Source organism: Acinetobacter lwoffii, from assembly GCF_024129735.1.
Lineage (GTDB): Bacteria > Pseudomonadota > Gammaproteobacteria > Pseudomonadales > Moraxellaceae > Acinetobacter > Acinetobacter lwoffii_H.
On the sequence record NZ_JAMXXK010000007.1, the window covers coordinates 55,007 to 81,161 of the forward strand.

Annotated in this window: 25 protein-coding genes and 1 pseudogene; 12 read left to right on the forward strand and 14 right to left on the reverse strand. The window is 42.5% G+C overall.

Annotated elements, in window-relative coordinates; all coding sequences use genetic code 11:
- Positions 1-95 precede the first annotated feature (95 nt).
- Positions 96-884: an rRNA large subunit pseudouridine synthase E gene (locus NI469_RS03540; protein ID WP_004278952.1), complete on the forward strand. Its 789-nt coding sequence runs from the start codon at positions 96-98 to the stop codon at positions 882-884.
- Positions 885-1,001: 117 nt separating this feature from the next.
- Complete coding sequence (gene uraH, locus NI469_RS03545) at positions 1,002-1,397, forward strand: hydroxyisourate hydrolase (RefSeq protein ID WP_044113019.1); 396 nt, start codon at positions 1,002-1,004, stop codon at positions 1,395-1,397.
- A 4-nt stretch (positions 1,398-1,401) separates the two neighbouring features.
- Here uraH and NI469_RS03550 read toward each other — a convergent pair.
- Positions 1,402-2,147 (reverse strand): annotated as a pseudogene (locus tag NI469_RS03550) (hypothetical protein).
- Between the two features lie 176 nt (positions 2,148-2,323).
- On the opposite strand from NI469_RS03550, the gene paaI reads away from it, so the two are divergent.
- A complete protein-coding gene (gene paaI, locus NI469_RS03555; protein ID WP_004731557.1) occupies positions 2,324-2,716 on the forward strand; it encodes a hydroxyphenylacetyl-CoA thioesterase PaaI in 393 nt (130 codons plus the stop codon).
- A 78-nt stretch (positions 2,717-2,794) separates the two neighbouring features.
- Here paaI and NI469_RS03560 read toward each other — a convergent pair whose 3' ends face one another.
- A complete protein-coding gene (locus NI469_RS03560) occupies positions 2,795-4,498 on the reverse strand; it encodes a M61 family metallopeptidase (protein WP_253174432.1) in 1,704 nt (567 codons plus the stop codon).
- 175 nt (positions 4,499-4,673) lie between these two features.
- Between NI469_RS03560 and NI469_RS03565 the strand changes: the two genes are divergently transcribed.
- From NI469_RS03565 to slyD, 3 genes are all read left to right on the forward strand, one after another.
- Positions 4,674-5,987, forward strand: a complete 1,314-nt coding sequence (locus NI469_RS03565) for a D-alanyl-D-alanine carboxypeptidase PBP6B (RefSeq protein WP_253174433.1) — start codon at positions 4,674-4,676, stop codon at positions 5,985-5,987.
- A 250-nt stretch (positions 5,988-6,237) separates the two neighbouring features.
- Complete coding sequence (locus NI469_RS03570; RefSeq protein ID WP_005263416.1) at positions 6,238-7,524, forward strand: NAD(P)/FAD-dependent oxidoreductase; 1,287 nt, start codon at positions 6,238-6,240, stop codon at positions 7,522-7,524.
- A gap of 136 nt (positions 7,525-7,660) precedes the next feature.
- Positions 7,661-8,143: a peptidylprolyl isomerase gene (slyD, locus tag NI469_RS03575; protein ID WP_004278960.1), complete on the forward strand. Its 483-nt coding sequence runs from the start codon at positions 7,661-7,663 to the stop codon at positions 8,141-8,143.
- A gap of 166 nt (positions 8,144-8,309) precedes the next feature.
- On the opposite strand, the gene NI469_RS03580 is transcribed toward slyD, so the two are convergent.
- The 5 genes from NI469_RS03580 to NI469_RS03600 form a co-directional block, all read right to left on the reverse strand.
- The gene (locus tag NI469_RS03580) at positions 8,310-9,083 is read right to left on the reverse strand and encodes a M48 family metallopeptidase (protein ID WP_004278961.1); all 774 of its coding nucleotides are present in this window, start codon (positions 9,081-9,083) and stop codon (positions 8,310-8,312) included.
- A gap of 112 nt (positions 9,084-9,195) precedes the next feature.
- Entirely contained in the window at positions 9,196-9,504 is a 309-nt protein-coding gene (locus NI469_RS03585) for a hypothetical protein (protein ID WP_004731567.1), read from the reverse strand.
- A 160-nt stretch (positions 9,505-9,664) separates the two neighbouring features.
- Positions 9,665-10,984, reverse strand: a complete 1,320-nt coding sequence (locus NI469_RS03590; RefSeq protein WP_005170258.1) for an adenylosuccinate synthase — start codon at positions 10,982-10,984, stop codon at positions 9,665-9,667.
- Positions 10,985-11,055: 71 nt separating this feature from the next.
- On the reverse strand, positions 11,056-12,222 hold the full coding sequence (locus NI469_RS03595) for an ATP phosphoribosyltransferase regulatory subunit (protein WP_253174434.1): 1,167 nt from the start codon (positions 12,220-12,222) through the stop codon (positions 11,056-11,058).
- A gap of 208 nt (positions 12,223-12,430) precedes the next feature.
- Positions 12,431-12,886: an Lrp/AsnC family transcriptional regulator gene (locus NI469_RS03600; protein WP_005097437.1), complete on the reverse strand. Its 456-nt coding sequence runs from the start codon at positions 12,884-12,886 to the stop codon at positions 12,431-12,433.
- 147 nt (positions 12,887-13,033) lie between these two features.
- Here NI469_RS03600 and NI469_RS03605 point away from each other — a divergent pair, with 147 nt between their 5' ends.
- Both NI469_RS03605 and NI469_RS03610 read left to right on the forward strand, forming a co-directional pair.
- Positions 13,034-13,783 carry an AzlC family ABC transporter permease gene (locus NI469_RS03605; RefSeq protein ID WP_253174435.1) on the forward strand — a complete coding sequence of 250 codons (750 nt, stop codon included), beginning with the start codon at positions 13,034-13,036 and terminating at the stop codon, positions 13,781-13,783.
- Positions 13,780-14,079 (forward strand): AzlD family protein, encoded by a 300-nt coding sequence (locus NI469_RS03610; RefSeq protein WP_005170250.1) that lies wholly within the window; start codon positions 13,780-13,782, stop codon positions 14,077-14,079. Before NI469_RS03605 ends, NI469_RS03610 begins: the two co-directional genes overlap by 4 nt.
- Before the next feature lie 43 nt (positions 14,080-14,122).
- Here the strand turns inward: NI469_RS03610 and NI469_RS03615 are convergent, their stop codons facing one another.
- Positions 14,123-14,419, reverse strand: coding sequence for a hypothetical protein (locus tag NI469_RS03615; RefSeq protein WP_005170248.1), 297 nt, complete (start codon positions 14,417-14,419; stop codon positions 14,123-14,125).
- Between the two features lie 191 nt (positions 14,420-14,610).
- Positions 14,611-15,633, reverse strand: a complete 1,023-nt coding sequence (locus NI469_RS03620) for a type I glyceraldehyde-3-phosphate dehydrogenase (RefSeq protein ID WP_253174436.1) — start codon at positions 15,631-15,633, stop codon at positions 14,611-14,613.
- Positions 15,634-16,022: 389 nt separating this feature from the next.
- Between NI469_RS03620 and alaS the strand changes: the two genes are divergently transcribed.
- The 3 genes from alaS (at position 16,023) to csrA (ending at position 20,566) form a co-directional block, all read left to right on the forward strand.
- On the forward strand, positions 16,023-18,716 hold the full coding sequence (gene alaS, locus NI469_RS03625) for an alanine--tRNA ligase (protein ID WP_253174437.1): 2,694 nt from the start codon (positions 16,023-16,025) through the stop codon (positions 18,714-18,716).
- Positions 18,717-18,780: 64 nt separating this feature from the next.
- Positions 18,781-20,061, forward strand: coding sequence for an aspartate kinase (locus NI469_RS03630; RefSeq protein ID WP_253174438.1), 1,281 nt, complete (start codon positions 18,781-18,783; stop codon positions 20,059-20,061).
- A 250-nt stretch (positions 20,062-20,311) separates the two neighbouring features.
- Positions 20,312-20,566 carry a carbon storage regulator CsrA gene (csrA, locus tag NI469_RS03635; protein WP_004278972.1) on the forward strand — a complete coding sequence of 85 codons (255 nt, stop codon included), beginning with the start codon at positions 20,312-20,314 and terminating at the stop codon, positions 20,564-20,566.
- A 95-nt stretch (positions 20,567-20,661) separates the two neighbouring features.
- On the opposite strand, the gene rnhB is transcribed toward csrA, so the two are convergent.
- The gene (gene rnhB, locus NI469_RS03640) at positions 20,662-21,249 is read right to left on the reverse strand and encodes a ribonuclease HII (protein ID WP_005247416.1); all 588 of its coding nucleotides are present in this window, start codon (positions 21,247-21,249) and stop codon (positions 20,662-20,664) included.
- Between the two features lie 59 nt (positions 21,250-21,308).
- Entirely contained in the window at positions 21,309-21,680 is a 372-nt protein-coding gene (locus tag NI469_RS03645) for a hypothetical protein (RefSeq protein WP_253174439.1), read from the reverse strand.
- Between the two features lie 256 nt (positions 21,681-21,936).
- Here NI469_RS03645 and NI469_RS03650 point away from each other — a divergent pair, with 256 nt between their 5' ends.
- The gene (locus tag NI469_RS03650; RefSeq protein WP_276534058.1) at positions 21,937-22,461 is read left to right on the forward strand and encodes a cytochrome b; all 525 of its coding nucleotides are present in this window, start codon (positions 21,937-21,939) and stop codon (positions 22,459-22,461) included.
- Positions 22,462-22,504: 43 nt separating this feature from the next.
- Here the strand turns inward: NI469_RS03650 and NI469_RS03655 are convergent, their stop codons facing one another.
- The 3 genes from NI469_RS03655 to NI469_RS03665 form a co-directional block, all read right to left on the reverse strand.
- On the reverse strand, positions 22,505-22,858 hold the full coding sequence (locus NI469_RS03655; protein ID WP_004645560.1) for a hypothetical protein: 354 nt from the start codon (positions 22,856-22,858) through the stop codon (positions 22,505-22,507).
- Between the two features lie 45 nt (positions 22,859-22,903).
- Positions 22,904-23,905 carry an adenosine deaminase gene (locus NI469_RS03660; protein WP_253174441.1) on the reverse strand — a complete coding sequence of 334 codons (1,002 nt, stop codon included), beginning with the start codon at positions 23,903-23,905 and terminating at the stop codon, positions 22,904-22,906.
- 76 nt (positions 23,906-23,981) lie between these two features.
- Positions 23,982-25,304, reverse strand: a complete 1,323-nt coding sequence (locus tag NI469_RS03665) for an NCS2 family permease (protein ID WP_004645563.1) — start codon at positions 25,302-25,304, stop codon at positions 23,982-23,984.
- Between the last annotated feature and the right edge of the window lie 851 nt (positions 25,305-26,155).

The window sequence follows — 26,155 nt, forward strand, 5'->3', positions numbered from 1 at the left end:
GTTGTTTTTGAGATTTATACGGGAAATAACTAAATTTCCCTTTTAAATAAACCTCTACATTTTTTAAATTAATGTAATTATAGAAGTTATTTCCTATGAAAATCGTCATTCTAAACAAACCTTATGACGTCCTCTCCCAATTCCGTGCGGATGAAAAGCACCCAACCATGGCTGATTTTGTCAACGACAAAGATTTACGTCTTGCGGGTCGTTTGGACATGGACTCAGAAGGTCTGGTTTTCCTCACCGATCACGGTGGTCTCAACCAATATATCACCAATCCTGCCAATAAAAAGTTTAAAACTTATATGGTGCAAGTGGAAGGTGATGTGACCGAAGAAGCACTTGAACAGCTTCGTAAAGGCGTTGAACTTAAAGATGGCATAACGCTTCCTGCACGTGCTGAAAAAGTGTCTGAACCGGAATGGCTGTGGGAGCGTAATCCTCCTGTACGTTTCCGTGCCTCTGTTCCAACGTCTTGGGTTGAGATTTCGATCTGTGAAGGTCGTAACCGTCAGGTTCGTCGTATGACATCTGCTGTCGGCTTCCCTACATTGCGTTTGATCCGTACCAAAATTGGTGAGATTGATTTGGTTCGTATGGGATTGCAACCGGGCGAAACCAGAGAAATTGAACCATTATTATATCCGGACTTCCAGAATGTTCCTGCGGAAGAACCATACCGTTCACGTTCTTATGTGAAAAAGCCGGGTGGTACGGGTGGTAAGCCAATGGTTCGCAAGAACAAAGATGGTTCTGTGAAAAAGTCTGGCACCAAACGTATCTGGCAAATGGATGAAAGTGAAAAGCCGCGTCGTAAGACCAATGGCACAACTCGTCCAAATACCAAAGCACCACGTGGTCGCGGCCGCGGTCGTGGCTAAGTTTGAATAGATTCAATCAAGCTCACTTCGGTGGGCTTTTTTTATTACATAACTTAAATATTTTTTATTTTTCAATCTATTAGAATTAATTAAAGTATTCATTTTAATGTGAGTCTCATGAAAAAAATAATTTTCGCTTTAGCTGCGACTTCCCTTTCAACTTTTGGCTTTGCCAATCCGCTGAGTGTGCATGTACTTAATCAGGAAACCGGCCTACCCTCTGCTAATGTCACGGTCACCCTAGAAGCTCAACAAGGTGAGAAATGGGTCAAGCTCAATGAAGCCAAGACAGACAGTAATGGTCGTATTAAAGAATTTTATCCTAAAGACACCGCGTTACAAAAAGGCGTTTATAAAGTAACGTTTAAAACGAGTGATTGGTTTAAGGCCAATAATCAACGGACGTTCTTCCCTGAAGTGCCGGTAGTTTTTGTGATTGATGGCACGTTGGAGCATTACCATATTCCACTGTTATTAAGTTCTTATGGCTATTCAACGTATCGGGGGAATTAAACTTCTATATCGACTCTTGAGATATTTGAAATCCTACACGAGGATTTTTTCTAGGTGTAGTGATGGTGAATTTGACTTTAAAATCATATAAATTCCCATATTTATCTTCGTAGCCTATTTTACCCCTTATCATTAACTCCTTGTCTGCAAATAACTTTGTATATTGTTCTTTGAGCAAATTAATTTGAACTCTCTGTTCTTCATTTTTACTAAGACTTATTAAAAGTGATTCATATCTTTTAAAATCCTCATCAAAAAAATATATATTTTTAGCTTCTTCACCATAATTTTTTAAATTTAAATAAATACAAACAATATAAATATCAAAAACATCAATAATATTTCCATCATTATCACGATCTTCGTACCTATCTTCGTGTTCAAAAAAAGTAGTTCTACTTAAATTTAACTGAGGTCGCACTGCTTTTCTTGCTGATTTTAGCTGTTGTTCTTGTAAAGAAACTAAATCGTCTGTTGTTTAACACTTTCCCGCATCTCATCAATCTGAAGTTGTAATGCTTTTTCCTGTTGCTCTAATGCTTTTGTATTTTGCTCTAACTGTTTACCTTGCTGAACATAACCTAAAATCAGCCAGAGAAAAGCAATTGGCGCAAATATTCCCGCTAGAAAATCTCCAAGTTCATTTAATGAAGTAGGCGAACTCAATCCACCAAACATCCAAAAAGAAGTAATTACAGCAAGCCAAATTACTGTAATTCCAATGCCACAATTTAAACTTTTCTGATTCATGTTCTTCTAATAAATACTGATATCTAAGCACTTTTTACATGACTTGTCTTATGTATGCAAATTAAGCTTTTAGCTACTTTTTTAGTTTTTCCTTGTTATTCTCCTGCTGGAATGCTATTTATGATTCATATAATTTATTTTTTAAAATAAAACGTATCTTAAAAGGGAGTTTTGCAATGGATCAGCAAGTCAGCCAGATGTTTAATCAGGACCGGTTAATTCAGCATCTAGGTGCTCATCTAGTTTCTTATAACCATAATTATGCAAAGATCGAATTAAAGGTGACTGAACAGCATTTACAGGGTCATCAGACCTGTAACGGTGCCGTGATTTTCGCACTGGCAGATGCAGCTTTTGCCATTGCCTGCAATACTGGTGAACATCCGGCAGTTGGTCAACATTGCGGTATTCATTATTTAAAACCGGGATTGCTTGGCGACACGCTGACTGCTGTAGCCGAACACAAAACCAGCAGTGGCCGTAGTGGCATTTATGACATTCAAGTGATGAATCAACATAATCAAATCGTGGCAGAATTCCGTGGTACATCACGACTGATCATTAAATAGATTTTCTTTCAACATGCACTTCAATAAAAAAACCGGTGACGATGCACCGGTTTTTTTAAATTAAGAATAATTTCGGATTTAAACTTTAAGCCATTTCTCGGCTTTAGCCTGATCTTCTACTTTCAGTTCAACTTCGGTCAGTTCAGAACCCGCGGCTTGAACTTCAAAACTCATCAGCTCATCACGACGGAATGCATACACTGTAAAAGTACCTTGCTGTTTTGCATAGCTTTCAACAAGTTTGGTCGTTGCTTTTAAGCCATCAATTGCAATAATGACATCATTGGCAGAAAGGCCAGCGAGTACAGCAACCCCATCACGACGCGCAGATTGAACTAGAACACCTTCCGGCTTATCTACCAGTTTTAAACCGAATGGCAAAGACTTGTCATTTTTCAGGCTATAAGCCATACCAAACTCAGGGAATAGCTGATCGAGCGGCAATTCATCTGTGGTATTGATCAAGTGATTAATCTGTTCTGACCAATCATCTCCTGTCAATTCTTTACACAATTCAAAGATCGTCCGTTCATGCACCTGAACGCCTTTCTGGGCATTTTCATACAAACGGCGCATCAAAGCATCCAGACTTGAACCACGTAAACGCAGACCCAAATCCAGGCACAGTGCAACTAAACAACCTTTGTTGTAATAGCTGGTACCCGCATTATTCGAGTTTTCATCCTGACGATAGAATTTCACCCAGGCATCAAAACTGGATTCAGACACTGACTGAATCACACGTCCCGGATTTTGCAAATAACGGTCAATCTGTGCTTTTAACAAAGCAATATACGATTCCTGATTAATCACGCCGCTACGCAGCAAAATCAAATCATCGTAATAAGAGGTGAAACCTTCAAAGATCCATAACAGAGAGGTATAACCTTCTCTGTTTAAATCATAGTTAACGAAGTTTTCAGGGCGAATAAACTTCACCAACCATGAATGGAAATATTCGTGGCTACATAAGCCGAGGAAACGCTGATAATCTTTTGAAGGTTCTTCAGGTTCATTGGCCTTAGGCAAGTCATCACGTGGTGAAATCAGGCTAGTCGAGTTCGGATGCTCCAGACCACCATAGCTATTACCGGTTGCCATGGTCATAAAGGTATAGTCTGTAAACGGCGCCGAACCAAACATTGAAATTTCTGTGGCACAAATTTTTTCAATGTCCTGCTGCATACGCGCCGCATTCATGGCATGTTTGCCTGACACCACAAATTCATGCGGAATACCATTTGCTTCAAAACGGAAACGGGTTTGCTCTGCCAGCTCAAATGGCGCATCAATCAATTCGGCATAGTTTTTGGCTTTGAGCGTGAAACGGCCTTTGACCAGACTTTTGGCCTGCATGCCGGTTGCCAATTGGAAATGCTTTAATTCATCTGGTAAAAATATTTCTAGTTCAATTTCTTTATTTTCCTGACCTTCCAGACCTAAACATGCACAAGCCGGGTTCACGTAGAGACGATTTTGATCCACGTATGCACCACGAACGGACAGGTCATAGGCATAGACATCATATTCCACTGTAATCAGTTCATGATCGGTATTAAATAGACGCCATTTGTTCTTTTCAAATTTCTGGATCTGTAACTGGCGCCCATCTTCATCATAGGCTTTGACCGCTTCAATGTGCTTGGAAAACTCTCGAATCAGATAGCTTCCTGGAATCCAGGTCGGCAATGACAGGACTTGGGTGGGGTCCGCAAGAAAACGAACAGTCACGTGAATAAGATGCTGACGATAATCGTCAAATTCAATTTGATAATGCAACATAATGAACGATATAAAATTAAAATAAATGAGATATAGCTTAGCTTAGCATTTTTTAAGCCAGTATGGTTTAGCTGTCTTATTTGTCTACATTTACGACTAGCTATCTGTATAAAAAAGGCATAGCATGCGTGAAAATTAAATCGTTCAACACCCGCCGGGTTATCAAGGAACACCATTGAAATACATCATCTCACTGATTACGGTTTTCAGTTTATTTATTTCTGCATTTTCACATGCTGCCCTACTCAATATTGTGCCTGAAAGCGTTGAAGCTGAAGCCTGGACCATTCTGGATTCACAGTCTGGTCAAGTCATTGCAGAGCACAATGCCGACGTTCAGCGTGCTCCGGCTTCGCTGACCAAAATGATGGTGGCTTATATTGCCTTAAAGGAAATTGAGGCCGGAAAATTAAATAAAAATGAAGTGTTAACCGCGACCTCTGTGGTTAAAACCGTGATGTGGGATGAGTCACAGATGTACCTGAAAGAAGGTGATCTGATTTCAGTCGATCAGCTTCTGGCGGGCTTAATTATCATGTCTGCTAATGATGCCGCAGTCACGCTGGCTGAGAAAATTTCGGGTGGTATTCCGCAGTTTGTTGAACGTATGAATCAGGAAGCCAAAGCGCTGGGCATGCAGCATACCAATTTCCAGAATCCGGCCGGTATTACCATGCCTGAGCATTATTCGACTGCCGCCGATTTGGCCAGACTGTCTATGGCGGTGGTGAATGAAACCCCGGATTATCTGTATTATTCCAAACAGCCAAGCTTTACTTATAACCAGCATTTTCATCGTGCGACCAACCGTGTGCTTCAGGTCGATCCTACAGTAGATGGTTTAAAAACCGGTTTTACCCGTGCAGCGGGCTATAATCTGGCACTAACCGCCAATCGCGTCACCGCAGATTTTGAAATGCCAAATCGCCGTCTGATTGTGGTGGTGCTGGGTACTAAAAGTGCAGCAAAACGCGCTGAAGTATCACATAAGCTGATGAATCTGGCTTATACCTATACTCGCAATGAAGTAGCGATCAAAGATCAACAGCTACTGGCTGAGTTGCCTGTAATTAAATCCACCTTAAAAATGTTTAAGGTGCAAACCAAGCAACCGCAGATTATTACCACTTCTTTATATGATCAGGGCTACAGTATTGACCTGAATCAGTTTGACCAGACAAATCAGCGTGTCATGCTGAATACTGGTGATGGCGTTTTAAAAAGTATCGAGCCATTACAGGAAACTCAGACTCATATCAATGTTGAAGTGAAAGCGTCTGAACTCATTGCACCTTTGGCGACCATGATGCCTTTGGCGACCATTCAGGTTTATCAGAATAATCAGTTGATTCGCACCATTCAAATTGAAGATCATGTCGAAATTGAAGAAGCCAATCTATTTCAGAAATTCTTTAGCTGGCTACAAAGCTTATTCGGTTTATTTTCAGACAATACGCCAAGCGTAAAGCTTTATCCTTTAGATAGATAATAGCGCTACATCTCAAGTCACTTTTCTTTAAGCTAGAAGATCTCCTCTCTGATCTTCTAGCAGATTCCCTTTATCAATCTCGCTCTCCCCTTGCTTCCTCAAAGCAGCGATACTTACCTGCTCTCACAGAATTGCTACGTTTTGTAATTTGTATAACAATTTTAATCAAGACGCGTTTTAGTGCATGCCATAGTATATTTTCTCTCTATTTCTCTTATTTTTATTAAAAAAATAAACAGGTTAATCATATATGACAGCACATAAAATCGTGATTGTGGGTGGTGGTGCCGGTGGTCTGGAACTGGCGACTCAGCTGGGTGAGAGCTTGGGTAAAAGCGGTAAAGCCCAGATTATTCTGGTCGATCAAAAACTGACACACATTTGGAAACCGCTGCTGCATGAAGTTGCCGCAGGCACCTTAAATCCACATGAAGAAGAAACTAATTATTTTGCCCATTCAGCCGCACATCATTATGAATTTGTCTTGGGGACATTTACCGGTCTGGATCGTGAAGCGAAACAGATTGTGGTAGAAACAGAATATTTCTCCAAAAAAGCCCAAGCCAAGAAGAACCAGCGCATCGACTATGACACCCTGGTACTGGCCTTGGGTTCTACCTCGAATGACTTTAATACCGAAGGCGTCAAACAGTTCTGTCATTTTCTCGACAGCCGTCCACAAGCTGATATCTTTCAGCAGGATCTGTTGCATCTCTACTTGAATGCTCAACATGAAGCTTCGAGCCGTGAACTGAATATCGCGATTATTGGCGCCGGTGCAACCGGAGTAGAACTGGCAGCTGAACTGGTGGAAGCCAAACACAATTTCTTTAAATATGGCTTAAACAAGGTCGACCCAAATAAAGTCAAAATTACCCTGATTGAAGCGGCGGATCGTATTCTGACTGCACTCTCGCCGAAAGTTGCTGAACATACCATGCAACAGCTGGAAAAATTTGGCATTGAGGTTTTGACCAGTCACCGCGTGGCCAAGGTTGATGAAGACAAGATTTATTTTGCAGATGGCTCAAGTCTGGATGCCGAGATTAAAGTCTGGGCTGCAGGCATCAAAGCACCTGAAGTCTTGGCACAACTGCAAGATATGGAAAAAGACAATATTCACCGGTTGAAAGTCTACTCCACCCTGCAAACCAAATCTGATCCAGACATTTTTGCTTTTGGTGACTGTGCACACTGCCAGCCTGCTGCAGATGAACCAGTCTTGGGTCCACGTGCACAAGTGGCTAGCCAACAGGCCAATTTTCTGGCGAATGCCTTGAAAGCGCGTGTCAATGAAGAAAACTATTTACCGATGTTTAAATTTTCTGACAAAGGTTCACTGATTTCCTTAAGCCAGAATAAAGCCGTCGGCGAGTTGCTCGGTCAGGTGAATGTTCAAGGCTTTGTTGCCAAGTCAATGTACGTTTCTTTATACCGAATTCATCAGGCGACCATTCATGGTTATGCGCATGCCGGCATTCTGACTGCAAAAGATTTTGTTACACGAAAAATTTCTCCAAAGCTGAAATTGCATTGAAATTCCAGAATTTGGCCCAATCAATGAAAAAATCGTCAACAAAATTGTCAAATTGCGTTTTTTTGCTAATTTTAGTCTACAAAAATGCAATTTCACTTTATGATGTACCCTTAAAAAATTGAATGGATCAATTAACATGACTGCTATTGCAAATAACCTCGTGGTTTCTTTCCACTACACATTGACTAACGCAGAGGGTGAAACTCTCGACCAATCTCAAGGTGAACCACTTGCCTATTTGCACGGTGCAGGTAACATCATCCCAGGTTTAGAAAATGCGTTAGAAGGCAAAACTGTAGGTGAAAAATTCACTGTAAACGTTCCTGCTGCTGAAGGTTATGGCGAATACAACCCTGACCTAGTTCAAGAAGTTCCTGCGCAAATGTTCCAAGGCGTAGACAACATTCAGGCAGGTATGCAGTTCCAAGCTCAAACTGATGACGGCGTGCAAATCGTAACTGTTAAAGCAGTTGAAGGCGACAATGTTGTTGTTGATGCTAACTTCCCACTTGCTGGTCAAGACCTGACTTTCGAAGTTGAAATCGTATCTGTTCGTGAAGCTTCTCAAGAAGAATTAGATCACGGCCACGTACACGGTGTAGGCGGTCACCAACACTAAGATCTTCTGATCTTGAGTGAAAAAAGGCAAAGTCTGACTTTGCCTTTTTTATTGTCTGAAAATAGCCCGTAAAATATTAACCATCCAATTAACTATAAAAAAAGCAGAGCCATTGCCCTGCCTTTTCAATCCGATCAAGATCCCCTTTTACAGGATGATCACTAGATTATTTGTTTTGGTTATAAATCTGCATGGCTGCTGGCAACTGTTGACGCATTTGCCCAATACGCTGGCTATTCGATGGATGCGTAGACAGGAAGGTTGCACCACTGCCGCCACCGAGTTTGTTCATTTTTTCCCACAAGGTAATGGCTGCATTTGGGTTATAACCTGCGCGCGCCATCAGCATTAAACCGCCTTGGTCAGCACGGCTTTCCAGATTACGCGAGTATGGCAAGCCAATCCCGATCTGACTACCCAATTGTGCGGCTGCAGCACCACCTTGACCCACACCTGCTGCATTTAAGCCAATACCCAAGGCCAGATCAGTCAGGGCCTGAGCACCGATTTTCTGCTTAGAATGCTCTTCTAAAGCATGCACCATTTCATGACCCATAATCGCTGCAATTTCAGCATCGGTCAGATTCAGTTTATTCACGATACCCGTATAGAATACAACCTTACCACCTGGCGCAACAAAGGCGTTAACCTGGTCAGATTTGAGCACAGCCAATTGCCACTGGAATGCCGTACCGGTTTGATTCATCTGGTTAGCAACCGGTTTCAAACGGTTAAATACATTATTAATCCGTTTATAGGTCGCTGAACTGGTATCCAGTTGACCTTTGTTTTTCGCATCATTGACCATGGCATTATAGCTTTGGCTCGCAGATGCATTTAAGGTCGCAGTATCTGCCCCTGCCATATCGGCAATGGTGGTACAACCTGATAATGTGACGACTGTAGCAGCCGCCATACTCAATAAAAGTTTATTCTTCATTATAATTTACTCCGCCTTGGCTCAAGGGCAATTTACATTGTAAAAATTATAAGTGAAAGCGCGCAGCAGCTAAACGCTTAATTCATTCATCTTCTTATAAATTATGTAATTTTTAAGCCAAATACTGTATCGCCAACCAATAAATCAGACAAATAATATTGAGACCCAAATAAATCTGACTCAGTGGTTTTATTTTCTGTTCAAGTATTTCATCTTTACGTTTGAAATATAAAAAAGCATTTTGCAATAAAATAATAGGCACTAAAACACAGGCAATAATGACACTCAGACCAATCAGTGCCGCATAAATCACCTCGGGATTTTGGGTTTGCGCACGAATAATCATCATGGCAATTGTTGGCGCCCCGCCCATCGCGAATAACAATGAATAAAACATGGTCGCCGATATATTTTTTTGCATCCTGCTGCTCATTTTTCTTTCTTTATATACCGCTATGTTAAAGCACATCACGTGGTATTACCGATGCAACTTTAGTCTTGAAATACCTGCATAAATTCAGCATATAAAAAAACCCATCCGGAGATGGGTTTTTATCATTTAAGCTTTAATCAAATCAAGATTAAGCATCAAACGGGTGACGAAGAACAATGGTTTCTTCACGGTCTGGACCTGTTGAAATGATGTCGATTGGACATTCAATCAGTTGCTCAAGACGTTTTACATAGTTCAATGCAGCTTGTGGCAACTGATCCAGCGATTTTGCACCGAAAGTTGACTCAGACCAACCTGGCATTGTTTCGTAAATTGGTTTTAAAGTTTCGAATGCAAGCGCATCAGAAGAACCGACACAACCAGAATCTGCAGCTTCATAACCGACACAGATTTTCACTTCTTCTAAACCATCAAGAACATCAAGTTTAGTCAGGCAAATACCAGACAGTGAGTTTACATCTACTGAACGACGTAGAATTTCAGCATCGAACCAGCCACAACGACGTTGACGGCCAGTAGACGCACCAAATTCATTACCAATGGTACCAAGGTGTTTACCAACCGCATCACCCACATCGTTTGCAGCGTCATAAACCAATTCCGTTGGGAATGGGCCTGCACCGACACGAGTGGTATAGGCTTTGGTGATACCCAGTACATAATCAAGGTGCAAAGGACCCAGACCTGAACCAGAGCTTACGCCACCAGCAGTGGTGTTTGAAGATGTCACATACGGGTATGTACCATGGTCAACGTCAAGAAGTGAACCTTGCGCGCCTTCAAACATGATGTTGTCACCGTTTTTACGGTAGTTATGCAGTTCAGTTGTTACGTCCACAACCAGTGGCGCAACAACCTTACGCCATTCGTCGCAAAGTGCCAGTACGTCTTCTAGCTTAACTGCTTCAACACCGTAGTATTGAGTAAGCTGGAAGTTATGGTAATCCAGAAGCTCAGTTAACTGGGCAGTAAGATGTTCACCGCCACGTACCAGATCAGCAACACGAACTGCACGACGCGCCACTTTGTCTTCGTATGCAGGACCGATACCACGACCTGTTGTACCAATCTTCGCATTACCACGTTTTTTCTCACGTGCTTGGTCCAGTGCGATGTGGTTTGGAAGGATCAGTGGACAGTTTGGAGAAATACGTAAACGCTCTTTAACAGGAACGCCTTCTTTTTCAAGAATGTCCATCTCTTTGATGAGCGCTTCAGGAGAAAGAACAACACCGTTACCAATTAAGCACAATACGTTTTCACGTAAAATACCAGATGGAATGAGGTGTAAGACAGTTTTCTTACCACCCACCACCAGAGTGTGACCTGCGTTATGTCCGCCTTGATAACGAACGACCGCTGCCGCTTGATCTGTGAGCAGGTCGACGATTTTACCTTTACCTTCGTCGCCCCATTGGGTACCAAGTACCACAACATTCTTGCCCATAATAGCCTCATTGCATCATGCTGTTAAAGTTGAAAGCCCCGCTCAGTGACATGAACACTGAGCCAAGCAATTTAAATCGTTTTGACTGTCCACTCACCATCTACGTTCACCAGCTGGTGCGTCGCATATGGAATTGAGTTTAAATCATCATTACCGAGTAACTGAATTACACTTAAGCCTTGTGCTCGAATACTCTGAATCGCATTCAGAAGTTCTGCATCGACACCTTTAGGTGCAACTACCACGTGTACAGCGTCAAACTGACCTGCGCTTAACGCATATAAGTCACAAGAGAAACCTGTGGCAGGACGCGCACGACCGAAATGTTCACCAATGCCATCATAACGACCGCCTTGTGCCAGTGCTGCTGCACGATTCGGTGCATAGACTGCATACATCAGACCAGTATGATAATGGTATGAACGCAATTCAACCACATCAATCCCAATACTCAAGTTTGGCCAACGGGCTTGAACCTGATCTTTGGTAATTTGTAAGGCATCAAAAGCTTGCTTGAAGGCTGGATTCGTCAACACTTCAGCACTTAAATTCGCCTGTAATGCGTCCAGATCGCTGGCATAGCGGCCCAATGCATAAAAGTCCTGACCAAATTTTAGTTCTGCCGTAAATTCTTCCAACTCTGGCAAGGCCTTACGTTGATATAAATCAGACAGTTTACGTTCAGCAACTTTGTTCAAACCTGCTTGAGCCACCAGACTGCGAAATAAGCCGACATGACCCAAGTCCAGATGGATTCCGTCTGCCAGACCTGTTTCCTGAATCAGACTGATCATTAAATCGACCATTTCTACATCGGCATCGATGCTGTCTGAACCAAACAGTTCGGCGCCTAACTGCAAAGGCGCACGCGAGGTATTAAAACCGCGTGGTTTGGTATGCAGAACGGTACCTGCATAGCAGTAACGCGCCACACCTTCCACTGGATGTACATGTGCATCAATACGCGCCACTTGTGGTGTCATATCGGCACGCACACCAAGCAAACGACCAGAAAGCTGATCGATGACTTTAAAAGTGGCTAAGTCTAAATCTTGATTCGATTCTGAGAGAGAAGAGAGAGATTCGATGTATTCAATGAATGGCGTGTACACCAACTGATAACCTCGAGATGCAAGGAAATCCAGTGATTTACGGCGCAAACTTTCAATGACTTGCGCTTGTTCTGGTAATACATCAGCTACACCATCAGGTAATAACCATGTCTCTGAAATGGGCATGTTGTAAACCTAAATTCTTGTCAGCGCGGAACGAATCCGCATAAAAAAATCGGGAGCACACCCGATTTCTCCTAGTCTAACACGATAGTTTTGGCTGTGCATCGCAAAATTTTATAATTTTTACTCTCTTATGCAATGAGCCACAATTGCGTCAACTATCAGCGTTTTATCGTGTATGACCAGCACGCGCTATAAACAAAAAATCATTTTAGACCAATGGCAATGCGGTGGTGCTTTTTACCGTTTGCAATGGAATTTCGGTTTTTACACTTTGGATGCAGGGAATTTGAGTCAAATGATGAATCTGAAATTTACGATAGGCATCCAGATCGGCCACTACAATTCTTAAAAAGAAATCACAATCCCCCGCCATTAACTGGCATTCCACCACTTCCGGCATCTCCTTGATGGCTTCAACAAATTGATCGACCACGGCGGCTTCTTGAGATTTAAGCCAAACCCGTGCAAATACACTCATTGCCAGATTGACTTTTTGCGGATTGAGTAAGGCGACATACTGTTCAATGACCCCATCATCTTCCAGTTGCTTGACTCTTCTTAAACATGGAGATGCAGACAGGCCAATCAGTTGTGCCAGTTCATTATTTTGCAATTTTCCGTTCTTTTGCAGTTCATGCAAAATGCGTTTATCAATTTGATCCATCTTGTTACTTTAGTATTTAAAACCCCTTGAAGCCAATTTAGCGCAATTTAATTCCAAATCAAATTTAAATTGCATGCACTACAACAGCAAATAGCCCGATTATCGCTATAAAATACGGCTCAATATTAAAGTCCTCAGGCCACTGACATGCTTTTGCTCAGACAAAGCAGTACGCCCGCGCTCGCACATACAGATTTCAGCGAATCTCAGCGCGGCATGAAAGATTCTATTCCTATGCTTTTAGGAATTATTCCCTTTGCTTTGGTGCTAGGTGCGACTGCGATTCAGAAAAATTTCAGTGTGCTGGAAGTGCCTTTGCTGACTGGACTCAATTTTGCCGGCGGTTCTGAATTTGCCATTCTGGAAGTCTGGACCAGTCCACCCAATTTGTTCATGCTGCTGTTTATTACCTTTTTGGTGAATAGCCGGCATTTGCTGATGGGTGCAAGCCTAGTTCCGTATTTAAAACATCTCCCGAATCGCAAAGTATTGCCGGCCCTGTTTTTTATGGTTGATGAAAGCTGGGCCTTAAGTCTGGCGGATGCGCAAAGAAAGCAGGCCCAGCAGGGCTATCGGGCTGCTTTTAGCATGCCCTACTATGCCGGTTTATGTTTCTGTCTTTATCTGATGTGGGTCGGTTTTACCACACTGGGCGCGATGCTTGGACCTGTTTTAGGCGATATCAACCGCTGGGGCTTTGATATGGCCTTTCCTGCTGTATTTCTGGTGTTGATGCGAAGCATGTGGAAAGGCTTGAATGCAGCCCGGCCATGGCTAGTGAGCCTGATCTGTGCTGCTCTGGCTTATTTATATTTGCCTGCTGGCTGGTATGTGCCGATAGGTGCCCTAGCCGGCATTGTGTCTGCTTTTTTCTTGATTGGTGAGGAGGAAGCATGATTGAGATGAGTACATTGCTGGCCATCCTGCTGATTGCGGCAACCACCTATCTGACCCGGATTCTGGGCTATGTCTTATTAAAAAATAAAACGCTGACACAACGTCAGCGTAAAATCATGGACGTTGTGCCCGGCTGTGTCCTGATTTCAGTCATTGCACCGTATTTTGTACGCGACAACCCTGCAGATCTGATCGCTTTGGCTTTAACTCTGTTTGCCGCTACGCGTTTTGGCTTGCTCCCCACAGTTGCCATCAGCATGGTGTCTGCAGCCGTCTTAAGAACTTTTCTTGTCTAGCCCTCAAACAGAATCCTTTATATGATTTCTAAAGGGATTCTGTTTATTTCTGTGGGTCTACGACCTTGGTGAGCAGGCTGACCAGCTCTGCATTTTGCAACTCGACCTGCTGCAGTTTGGTTGTAGTCTGATCCAGCACTTCCTGCTGTACATGCATTTTTTTAGCCAAATCCTGCATGATTTCCAGGGTCTTTTTTAAATTTTCTTCCAGATGCGCGACTTTCTCTTCTACCGGCACGCCCTCCACGACACCTGAACCATCATTCTGATTGAACTGCAGCCAGATTAGAAAAATCACTGCCAATGTGAGCAGTATAATAAATCCCCAAACCAACATCATATGCTTGCTCTTATTTCATTTTATTGACTTTATCTTAACGAAAAATCATGCAGATGATGCAAATAATTCAAGCACTCACGCTGCTTTTCGATCAATTACGCGCAAATTCTATTAAAACAACGCATATCAAGAATGTTTAAAGCAAAAAAAGCACCGTATATCGGCACTTTTTAGGCTTAGCAAAGTCAAACTTAATGAAAAGATTCACATAAATCCAGCAAGCGGTTGGCATAACCCCATTCATTGTCATACCAGGCAAAGACCTTGGCCTGTTGCCCCACCACTAGGGTTTGGGTCAGATCAACGATCAAGGAATAAGGGGAATGATTAAAATCACTCGACACCAAAGGTTCATCCGTCACTGACATGATTTCGGCAAAATCCTGTCGCGCCGCCTTAATTAACACTTCATTCAGTTTATGATCGGTAATCGGTGACTGGGAAACAAAGGTCAGGTCAATTGCTGCGACATTAATGGTCGGCACCCGAATTGAATAACCGTCAATCCGATCTTCCATTTTTGGCATAACCCGCTTTAATGCACCCAGCGCACTGGATGTGGTGGGAATAATATTGTGTCCTGCTGCCCGTGCACGACGCAGATCGCGATGCGCCTGATCCAGCACAGATTGATCTGCGGTCACCGCATGGATTTCGGTCATTAACGCACTGCTGATGCCAAAAGCATCATCGACAATTTTGACCAGTGGCACCAAAGCCTGGGTAGTACAAGAAACACTGGAAATGATCTGGTCCGATGCTTTGACTTCATGATGATTGACACCATAGACAATCGCGGCATCGACCGTATCAAAAGGTGCCGCGCCGATAATCACACGTTTTGCCCCTGCGCCAATATGCTGGGTCGCAGCTTCACGGGAACGGAACAGTCCGGTACATTCAAGTACCACATCTACCGCCAGGTTTTGCCAAGACAACTTAGCCGGCTGCGGCTCACACAAAACCTGCACTTTTAAAGCGGCATCTTGATAGCTGATATGCATATAGATATGTTCAGCATCATAACTGAGATCTACCTGCCCCGGAAAACGGCCATGGGTCGAGTCATATTTAAATAGATGAATCAGGGTTTCAACATCGGCAATATCGTTAATGGCAACGATTTCAAAATTAAAATCTTTCGGATTTTCAAACCATGCGCGCAGTACATTCCGTCCAATACGCCCAAATCCATTGATTGCCACTCGTTGCATGACTCAACCTTTTATATGCCTATTTTAAAACTCTTCTATGTTAAAGGATTTCTGGCGCCGTACATTAAAAAACTTCAGTGAAAATACTGATTTTCGATTATTTTATTTCTGATCCATCCGTCTGTATTTGAGTCATTTAAAATTCCAGTTATTTTTTAATGTGATGGATATCCACAGATTCTACTTCGGGAATATTCATTTTAATTATTCAGCAAAAAACCTGAGTAAATAAATCCTTCGCAATTGGTTTTAAAATGATTGGTGCCTACTGCTTTTTCCGTTATAATTTGGCGTTTTAAATTTTTAAGCCCCGCATTGCAGCAGAGCTCTTGTATGCTTGTCAGACTGTGGTGTTTTAGCCAAATCGGAAATTATGGAGTGACTTGGTTGTGAGTACTCATTTTATGACATCAGCTGAAATTCGTGAAGCATTTTTGCGTTACTTTGAATCGCAAGGGCATACACGTGTCGCGTCGAGTTCTCTAGTACCTGCCAATGACCCAACTTTGCTGTTCACCAATGCTGGTATGAACCAGTTTAAAGATTGCTTCTTAGGTCTAGAAAAACGCGATTATGTACGTGCAGTGTCATCACAAAAATGCGTGCGCGCAGGTGGTAAGCACAACGACTTGGACAATGTGGGTTATACAGCACGTCACCACACTTTCTTTGAAATGTTAGGTAACTTTTCATTTGGTGATTACTTCAAACGTGATGCGATCAAATTTGCCTGGGACTTTTTGACTAACGAAGAATGGCTTGGTCTTCCTAAAGATAAACTCTATGCAACCGTTTACCACACCGATGATGAAGCCTTTGACATCTGGAACAAAGAAATCGGTCTAGACGCTTCACGCATTATTCGTATTGGTGACAACAAAGGCGGTCAATACGCATCTGATAACTTCTGGGCAATGGGTGACACCGGTCCTTGTGGTCCATGTTCTGAAATCTTCTTTGACCATGGCGATCATATCTGGGGTGGCTTACCGGGTTCTCCTGAAGAAGATGGCGACCGTTTCATTGAAATCTGGAACAACGTTTTCATGCAGTTCAACCGTACTGCGGATGGCGTATTACACCCTCTTCCAGCGCCTTCTGTGGATACAGGTATGGGCTTGGAGCGTATTTCAGCTGTTCTTCAGCACGTTAACTCAAACTACGAAATCGACCTGTTCCAGCACTTGCTAAAAGCTGCTGCTGAAATTATTGGTTTAGATACGTCTGAACTTGAAGCAAAAGCACAAGCAGAAAACAAACCAGTTGAATACCCTGCTTCACTTAAAGTTGTTGCTGACCATGCACGTTCATGCTGCTTCCTGATTGCTGATGGCGTAAACCCATCGAACGAAGGTCGTGGCTATGTATTGCGTCGTATCATTCGTCGTGCAGTACGTCACGGTAACAAACTAGGTGCGACTGGTTCGTTCTTCCACAAAATGTTGAAACCACTGATTGAAGTGATGGGTGCAGCATATCCTGAACTTGCAGCCAACCAGGCACGTATCGAAGCGCAACTTCTGAAAGAAGAAGAGCAATTTGCTAAAACACTTGAGCAAGGTCTGAAATTGCTTGAAGGCGAATTGGCGCAGTTAAAAGGTTCTGTAATTCCGGGCGAAGTGGTGTTCAAACTGTATGACACTTACGGTTTCCCGACTGACTTGACTGCTGACATCGCACGTGAACGTGACTTAACCATTGATGAAGCTGGTTTCGAAACTGAAATGGCTGCACAGCGTCAACGCGCACGTGATGCAGGCAAATTCGCAATCGACTATAATTCTGTTGTGAAAGTCGAAGGTGAAACTCAGTTTGAAGGTTACGATGCAACTGCGGGTCAAGGTCAAATCATCGCAATCTACAAAGATGGCGAGCAAGTTGACGAAGTGGTTGAAGGCGACGAAGCACTGATCGTACTTAACCAAACACCTTTCTACGCAGAAAGCGGTGGTCAAATCGGTGATACAGGACTCTTCAAAAACGATACTGGTATTTTCGAAGTTCAAGATACCAAGAAATCTGGTGGTGCATTTGTACACCAAGGTATCGTGACTATGGGTAACTTGAAAGTTACTCAAAATGTAGAAGCAACGGTTAAAGCAGACATTCGTGCAGCAACGGCACGTAACCACTCTGCGACTCACCTGCTACATGCTGCATTACGTCAAATTTTAGGTTCACATGTACAGCAAAAAGGTTCATTGGTTGCATCTGACGTGTTACGTTTTGACTTTGCCAACGACCAGCCTGTAAGCTTTGAACAGCTGCAAGAAATTGAACGCTTGGTCAATGCTGAAGTGATTGCCAATACTGCGGTGTCTACTGAACTTCTGGATATCGAGTCTGCGAAGGCTAAAGGCGCGATGATGCTGTTTGGTGAGAAATATGGTGACGAAGTACGTGTACTGTCTATGGGTTCAGTGATTGAAGAGAAAAACTTCTCAATCGAACTTTGCGGTGGTATTCACGTAAAACGTACCGGTGATATCGGTCTGTTCAAAATCACCTCTGAAGGTGGTGTGGCAGCCGGTGTACGTCGTATTGAAGCAGTAACAGGCACTAAAGCAGTTGAAGTTGCGCAAAAAGCCGATCGCGATATCAATACGATTAACGGTTTGCTCAAAGCGCAAAAAGACCAGACTTTAGAAAAAGTTGAAGCACTGGTTGATACTGCATCGAGCTTGCAGAAACAGATCGAACAACTCAATCAAAAACTTGCTAGCCTGCAAGCTGGTGAACTTCTAAGCCAAGTTCAAAGCATTGCAGGTCGTGCAACCTTGATTACAACTGTTGAAAACATGGATGCAAAAGCACTACGCAACCTGCACGACGGTGTGAAATCAAAATTAGAAAATGCAGTGATTGTTCTGGCAGGTGTAGAGGGTGACAAGGTGAGCTTGATCGCATCTGTAGCAAAAGACTTTACTGCTTCTATTAAAGCAGGTGACATCATCAAACATTTGGCAACTGAGCTAGGTGGTAAAGGTGGTGGTAAACCTGACTTGGCACAAGGTGGCGCGCCACTTAACGAGAAGTTTGCTCCAGTGATGGCAGATTTAACTGCCTGGCTTGCAGCAAAATAAAACTTCAATTTTGTGTAACTGACCCTGATAGGTACATCAGGGTCATGGCTTATATGGAACAACTATGGCATTAATCGTTCAAAAATATGGCGGTACCTCTATGGGTACTCCCGAGCGCATTTTAAATGTTGCTCGTCGTGTAAAGCGCTGGCATGACCACGGCCACAAGGTAGTGGTAGTGGTATCAGCAATGAGTGGCGAAACCAATCGTCTACTTGCTTTAGCGAAGGCCATTACCGAAACCCCTGACCCACGTGAACTAGACCAAATGGTATCTACGGGTGAACAGGTTACGATTTCTATGTTAGCAATGGCGCTGAACTCAATTGGAGTTGAAGCAAAATCACTAACAGGTCGCCAGGTTGGCATGAAAACCGACAGCTCATTCAATAAGGCACGTATCGAATCCATTGATACTGCAGTCCTGAACTCAAATCTGGATGCAGGCCGCGTACTTGTCGTTGCTGGTTTCCAGGGTTTTGATGAACATGGTAATACCACCACTTTAGGGCGTGGCGGTTCTGACACTTCAGGTGTTGCAATTGCTGCCGCACTCAAAGCAGATGAATGCCAGATTTATACCGACGTTGACGGTGTATATACCACCGATCCACGTGTTGCACCAAAAGCAAAAAAAGTTGATCGTATTTCATTTGAAGAAATGCTTGAGATGGCGTCACTCGGTTCGAAAGTCCTGCAAATTCGTTCAGTTGAATTTGCTGGTAAATACCAGGTGCCTTTACGCGTATTATCAAGCTTCGACAATGACAACGATGGCGCATTCGACGAAGAGTTTAAGCAAAACGTTGGTACACTTATTACGACTGAATTGGAAGACAACATGGAACAGCCAATTATCTCCGGTATCGCATTTAACCGTGACGAAGCAAAATTAACTATTTTAGGTGTGCCTGACGAACCAGGTATTGCTTCTAAAATTTTGTGCCCGATTGGTGATGCCAATGTTGAAGTGGATATGATTATCCAGAACGTTGAAGAAGATGGTACAACTGATTTCACTTTTACTGTGAACCGTGGCGAATTAAATAAAGCCAAAGCCATTCTTGAAGCGACTGCTCAAGAAATTGGTGCGCGTGAAGTTGCGACCCGTTCAGATATCGTAAAAGTATCGATTGTGGGTGTAGGTATGCGTTCTCATGCAGGTGTAGCGAGCAAAATGTTTACAGCATTGGCAGATGAAGGCATCAACATCCTGATGATCTCGACGTCTGAAATCAAGATTTCTGTGATCATTGAAGAAAATTATCTTGAACTTGCTGTTCGTTCATTGCATACCGCATTCGGTTTAGACCGTGAACAAGGCGAATCTAGCGTACGCGCTTAATCGTTAAGACAGAATATTGTCATTGTTTGACAGTATTTTATAAAAGTCTACAAAAATGCAGAGCCACTATAGTTTTTTTTATAGTGGCTCTGTTATATTAAGCCTGAGGATTTTTAACCAGCTGAGATAGATTAAAATCTTTCACCCAGATGACAGAATTTCTATCCAGATCTTATTTTGTAATTTTTGGTTGTGCTTTTTGTTTTACATTCAATAGATTGCAGGTTTTGCATTTTGCAAGGAGAAAAACATGCTGATTCTGACTCGACGCGTCGGGGAAACTTTAATGATTGGTGATCAAGTCAGTGTGACTGTGCTTGGTGTAAAAGGTAACCAGGTTCGTATCGGGGTAAATGCTCCGAAAGAAGTCTCTGTGCACCGTGAAGAGATTTACCAGCGTATCCAGCATGAACGTGCAATGCATGAACATCTTCAACATATCGATCAAGATTACCAACCTTCTTATGAAGACGATAGCCAGACACAAAATAACTTTAACCGTTAATGTTTGTGCGAAGAATAAAGCGGCTTTTGAGCCGCTTTAAATTTGTCTAAATTTTATACAAAAATATTAAATACTTAGATAATTTAAAATAAAACTTAAAGTTCTGCACCCTGCTGTAATGCTGCAATCACCTTTTTTACCGGCCCAAAACTGCGACGATGCTCATCAATGACACCATGCAAGGCAATTGCTTCAAAATGTGCTTTGGTCGGATAACCCTTGTGCTTGGCAAAACCAAATTGCGGATGCTTCTGATCCATCTCGATCATCTGATGGTCACGGGTTACTTTCGCCAGAATACTGGCTGCTGAAATTTCAGCATGCAGTGCATCACCACCCACCACGGCATCACAGCTCATGCGAAGGCCTTGAGGGACTTTATTGCCATCGACTAGTACATGCTCTGGTTGAACTGGCAAAGCTTCTACAGCACGACGCATGGCCAGCAAAGAAGCTTGCAAAATATTATGTTCATCAATCTCTGCCGCAGAAGCCTCAGCAATGGCCCATGCCAGCGCTTTTTCCTGAATCTCGATAAAAAGTTTTTCACGCTTCTTTTCAGTGAGTTTTTTAGAATCATTTAAACCCTCAATCGGGTTGTTCGGATCCAAAATAACTGCCGCAGCGACCACCGAACCCACTAATGGCCCACGCCCTGCTTCATCTACACCAGCAATCTTCATGTCTATTTTTCCATAAAAAATAGGCTGAACCAGTCAGCCTATTTCAATTTAATCTTGGCTTAGTTTACAGCTTCAGCTACACAAGCGTTAATGGTTTTTGCAACCACATTGCCGACAATCGTCGCACGTGCTGCCGGGTCAATCGCTGCAGTCGCCAAATCTACTGCTGTTACGCTTTGGGGTGCTTTTTCGCTGACACAGCCACAAATTTCAGTCTGGATATTCTGCTTTTGGGTCGTAGTCATTAGACGTGTAGCTGTTTGCCATGCTGGAATATTATTCAGCTCAGCCGTACATTTTGCATTGATCGCGATTTTAAGCGCAGCCCCACCCAACTGTTGAGTCGTGGTTTGCGTTTCAGGGCTGCCTGTTGTTGCACAAGCCGATAAAACCAAAGTAAGCGGAGCAAGTGCAGCCAATAATTTTTTCACAGATCTGTTCCTTGTTTATTCATATATGAAGCGTGACGCTATTGTGCCGAAATTCACCTGAATAAGAAATCTATAAATCATCCTGAATGTTTAATCTGCACCCAGCCATTTCAATGGATGTTGCATGAAAGCCACCATAGCGTTGCAGATTTGGAATTGCTGGGCTGATTCGCCCTTTGCTAAGGTGCATCCATCTTTGAGGGCAATCGAAAATCACATGGAAAAAGTACAATATTAGACGCGCACGGCACAATGGTTGCACTGGATCATGGCAGTTATCTTTATTGCGGCCTGGCTGATTGGTTTTTATAGTGGGAATTTTTTAAGTTATGAAGTCGATGGCAGCTTTAAAGGCGATGTCATCATCCTGCATAAAAATATCGCCACCACCATTATTTTCCTGTTGGTTGTGCGAATTTTCTGGCGTTATACCCACCCTGCCCCTGAACTACCGGACACTATGTCACCCCGGATGAAAACTTTGGCACATGCAGGTCATCTGGCTTTGTATTTTATGCTGATTGCCCTACCTGTCACCGGCTGTTTATATAGCTGGAGTCTGGGCTATCCAGCACCAGTGCTATATTTATTTAACCTGCCGGCACTGATTTCAGAAAATCCGGCTGTAACCGCGATCGTAAAACCCCTGCATATCTGGCTTTCCTGGGCAGTTGGCTTACTTTTAGTTGGACATATTTTCGCAGCACTGAAACATCATTTTATCGATAAAGATCATGTACTCAACAGCATGACCCGACAATCCAAATCTTCTAAAAAATAATCTGCAAAACCACACTCAATCAGCTTTCATTGCAAAGCTGATTTTATTTTAAGAACTCGGTCATGCAGCCTTTCAGACTGTTTGCAATAGCCTGTTGCGTGAGTTTTGACTTTACTTCTTCATCCAGAGTCGCTTTCAGTAAAGTGCTTGCCGGAATATCCTTGAGTGCATGCTCACCTACACATGAACAGACATTTTGCTCAAGTTCAGCTTTATTTTTGTCCTGCATAAAATAGGTCGAGGCAGTCCAGAATTTAGATGCTTTCAATTCTTTTGCACATTGGTATTCAATCACGGGTTTTAAAGTACGCTGTGTCAAAGTCATATCTGCATTTGAGCAGGCAGATATCAACACGCTACTGATGAGCAGAATTATATTTTTCAATTTCATATCCATCTATAAAAACAAAGGCAGAGCGAACCCTGCCTTTTATTTAAAAACTTAAACCAGGGCACGGATCTGGTTGATCCATTGCTCTTTTTCAGTATCGGTAATAAAAGAGGCTTCAAATGAGTTAATGGCCAACTGCTTGAGTTCCTCATTGCTTAAATCCAGTGCTTCAGCAATGGCAATAAAATTGTCATTCATATAACCACCAAAATAAGATGGATCATCTGAATTGACTGTAACGTGCACGCCTTGTTGCAAGAGGCGACGGATATTATGCTGCTGCATATCATCCACGACGCAGAGTTTCAGGTTTGACAATGGGCAAACTGTCAGTGGCATCTTTTCTGCGATCAGGCGCTGCATTAACTCCGGATCTTCTTCCGAACGAACCCCATGATCAATACGATTCACTTTCAGCAAATCTAAAGCTTCCCAGACATAAGCTGCCGGACCTTCCTCACCTGCATGTGCTACAACCAAGAAACCTGCTTCACGCGCTTTAGCAAAGACACGTTCAAACTTTGAAGGTGGATGCCCGACTTCACTTGAATCCAGACCGACCGCAATAATCTGGTCTTTATAAGGTAAGGCCTGTTCCAGTGTTGCAAATGCAGCATCTTCACTTAAATGACGCAAGAAACACATAATCAGATGTGAACTGATACCAAGTTTAGTTTTGGCATCATCACAGGCTTTTTGCAAGCCGTTGATCACGGTTGAAAAAGCAACGCCACGATCGGTATGGGTCTGTGGATCAAAGAACATTTCAGTATGCACGACCCGGTCTTCAGCACATTTCTCAAAATACGCCCAGGCCAGATCATAAAAATCCTGTTCATGAATCAATACAGTAGCACCAGCATAATAAATATCCAGGAAGGACTGAAGATTATGAAAGTTATAGGCCTGTTTAACTTCTTCAACAGATTTATACGGGATGGCAATTTTATTACGCTGAGCGATCGCAAACATTAGCTCAGGCTCAAAAGTGCCCTCAATATGAACATGAAGCTCGGCTTTTGGCAAAGCTCGAATCAACTCAAGACGGTTCATCGCTTCTCCTCATGAAACCTAAAATAATAAAAAAAGGGTGCAAACTGAGTTTACACCCTTTCCAAATCTAGAAAAATTAGCCGCCAAATAGTGCGAATTTAAGCGTCCATAGTACTGCAATAATCCAGACCATATACGGTACAGTTGATGCTTTACCGGTTAACAATTTGATCAGTGCATAGCTAATGAAGCCCATCGCAATACCATCCGCAATCGAATAGGTAAATGGCATAAATACAATGGTTAAAAATGCAGGAACTGCTTCTGTAATATCTTCCCAGTCAATATGCACGATACCTTGAATCATTAAGACACCGACAAATAACAGCGCTGGTGCTGTTGCAAAGCTTGGTACAGACTGTGCCAATGGTGCAAGGAACAAACAGGCAACAAACAGGATACCGACTACAACAGCAGTTAGACCTGTACGGCCACCGGCTGCTACGCCCGCAGAAGATTCAATGTATGGCGTAGTTGAAGATGTACCCAGCGCTGCACCTGCAACAATTGCAGAAGAGTCAGCAAAAAGTGCTTTTTTCAAACGCGGCAGTTTGCCATCTTTCAACAAGCCTGCACGGTGTGAAACACCTACGAGCGTACCGGTTGAGTCAAACAGATCAACCAGAAAGAAGACAAAAATCACGCCAATTAAACTGGCAGTGAACAGACCTTCAAAGCTCATTTGCATAAATGTGGGTGCAATCGATGGCACTGCGCCAACCACACCTTTAAATTCACTCAGACCCAATGCTGCTGAAATACCGGTTAACACCAAAATACTGATGATGATCGCACCACGCACTTTAAAGTGATGCATTACAACGACTAGAAGGAAACCAAATAATGCAAGCAAAACCGATGGTTGCTTTAAATCACCCAAACCTACCAACGTAGCGGGATTATCGACAATCAGGCCGGCATTTTTCAAAGCAATCAGCGCCAGGAATAAGCCAATACCACCACCGATGGCCAGTTTCAGCGACATTGGAATCGCATTGACAATGGCTTCACGGATTTTGAACATGCTGATCGCAATAAACACAAGACCCGAGATAAACACAGCCCCAAGTGCTGTTTGCCAAGGCACACCCATTCCCAAACATACGGAATAGGTAAAGAAGGCATTCAAGCCCATGCCTGGTGCAAGTGCAATTGGATAATTTGCAATCAAGCCCATGACTAAACAGCCAATCGCGGCTGCAAGACAGGTTGCTACAAAGACAGCCCCATGATCCATCCCCGTTTCGGACAAAATCATTGGATTGACAATAATGATGTAACACATCGTTAAGAATGTAGTTACACCGGCAAGAACTTCTGTACGGAAACTGGTTTTGTTTTCACTCAGTTTAAACAGACGTTCAAGCATACTTTCTGAAGATGGATTAGGAGTCGTCATGACCTAGCCCCTATTGAGTAAACTTTATGCTTTAAGCAAGCCGTCAAATAAATGAAATTTTATAAAAAAATTCATCAATTTTAAGGATGTGTTAGCAACGAATATGCCAGCATAGCCATTTGACGGGTTAAAATGTTGGAACAGCTTACAGCCCCAGGGCTATGCTATAAAAACCCAAAAAAAATCTAAACAAAAAAGCTGCATAACATTTATGCAGCTTTATTTTCTTGATTTAAATCAAATGCTTAACAAGATGAATTCTGCTTCATCCTGATCGTTGGCAAATTATAACACATTGATTTCTTATTGCTTATTTGATTTTACACTTTATTAGAAATAAATATATTCCAGATGAATATTTAGAAAATTTTATTATATTTATTATTGGTTTAATTTTATTAATTCAGCCCAATTAGCGGGAGGAAGATATATAATCTGCTTAATGTCGATGCCGATTGGATTCCAGCAATTTGCTTGAATCACGACCATCGTTCAAGACATGACGGATCTTTTCATATTTTCTGATTTCTGACTGTTTATGGACACAAAATCCTAATAAACTGATCATTAAGGCAAAAACAGGGATAGCATATATTTTCATTGTTATTATGCTGCTTTGTAACACTATGCAATTATGCTAACAAAAAACCTAACAAACTTGTGACATAGTTTACATTTAACCCGATAGAAGGCATTTATTTATCCTCTAAATATTAATTTTATGTCGTTTTATTTAGGGTGTGTTGACACTTTTAGCTTAAAAAAATAGCGAAGTAGTAAAATCAAATCGCCAAACCCAATTTTACTATTCGCTATGCCTCGTACCATGCTGACAGATCAACACTGGCAAA